General features: G+C 46.9%; 2 protein-coding genes and 1 pseudogene. All 3 read left to right on the top strand.

The features are described from left to right. Positions 1–26: 26 nt before the first annotated feature. The gene (locus ACYVRA_RS06525; protein WP_461251941.1) at positions 27–530 is read left to right on the top strand and encodes a CHAT domain-containing protein; all 504 of its coding nucleotides are present in this window, start codon (positions 27–29) and stop codon (positions 528–530) included. A gap of 241 nt (positions 531–771) precedes the next feature. Next, positions 772–1,041: a 30S ribosomal protein S15 gene (gene rpsO / locus ACYVRA_RS06530; RefSeq protein WP_461251942.1), complete on the top strand. Its 270-nt coding sequence runs from the start codon at positions 772–774 to the stop codon at positions 1,039–1,041. A 2-nt stretch (positions 1,042–1,043) separates the two neighbouring features. Then, positions 1,044–1,306 (top strand): annotated as a pseudogene (locus ACYVRA_RS06535) (polyribonucleotide nucleotidyltransferase); the annotation flags it as partial.

Consider the following 1,306-nt stretch of genomic DNA (forward strand, 5'->3'; position numbering starts at 1 on the left):
CAGCCAGAAAAATGCCCTGAATACATTTGGCGACACACGGCTTTTTCATGCAGGACATCGAAGACAACCGCGACGAGCGCGAGCGTCTGGAACGTTTTGGCGGGAAAAAAGCCTTTGAAAACCCGCTGTTACGGTCGGGACTAATATTGGCAGGCGGCAACAATGCGTGGACTGGCAACCCCGTAGAAGGAGTGGAAAACGGCATTTTATTCGCGGACGATGTTGCTAAGATGAACCTTGTCGGGACTGAACTGGTAGTAATGTCAGCCTGCGAGACCGGTTTAGGGACAGTGAACAACAGCGAGGGAGTGTTTGGCCTGCAAAGAGCCTTCAAACTTGCCGGAGCGCAAACGCTTATTATGAGTTTGTGGGAAGTAAACGACGAAGCGACAAGCGTCATGATGAGTGAGTTTTACAAAAACTGGCTGTCGGGAAAGAGCAAAAGAGAGGCGTTCAAAGCCGCGCAGACCAAAGTCCGCGATGAATATAACTTACCCTTTTACTGGGCAGCCTTTGTAATGATGGACTGAGGCAGTGAGCAGTGAGTAGTGAGAAATGCGTGGTCACTGAGCTTGTCGAAGTGACCAAAGAGCGAAATTAGCAAGCATAGCGTCTTGCCAAGACCACGCCCGCAAACAACGAAATTGCTCACTGCTCCTTACTCACTTTTCACTGCTCACTGCTCCTTGCTCACTTTTCACTGCTCTTGACATTTTTCCAGTTTTATGCCATTATTCCGTAAAATAATAGGGTTAAAAACAGGAGAAGAAAATGGCATTAACCAAAGAAAAAGCGGAATCAATCGTAACCAAATTTGGTAAAAACGAGAAGGACACGGGGGCTACAGAAGTTCAGATAGCCCTGCTTACCGAGCGGATCAACCAGCTTACGGAACACTGCAAGCAGTTTAAAAAGGACAAATCAGGGCAGAGGGGGCTTTTAATTCTGGTCGGCAAAAGACGCAGAATGTTAAAGTATATTCAAAGGATCAATCTGGAAGGATACAGAAAACTGATAAAAGACCTGGGACTGCGTAAATAATTATGATGCAAAAAGTTACGCTCCAAGTCGCCGGAAAGGATTTAGTTCTGGAAACCGGCAGGATGGCAAAACAGGCCAACGGTTCTGTTTTTGCCCAATACGCGGGGTCGGCGGTAATAGCCACTGTCTGTTCATCACATGAACCGGTAGAAGGCATGGATTATGTGCCTCTTACAGTCGATTATAACGAAAAATATTACGCCGCGGGGAAGATTCCCGGCGGTTTTATAAAAAGGGAAAGCCGTCCAAAGGATAAGGAGATTCT

The organism is Treponema sp. R8-4-B8, from assembly GCF_054786175.1.

Excerpts from the sequence above, each read along its gene's own strand:
- rpsO (WP_461251942.1), top strand. The coding sequence starts at position 772 with ATGGCATTAACCAAAGAAAAAGCGGAATCAATCGTAACCAAATTTGGT.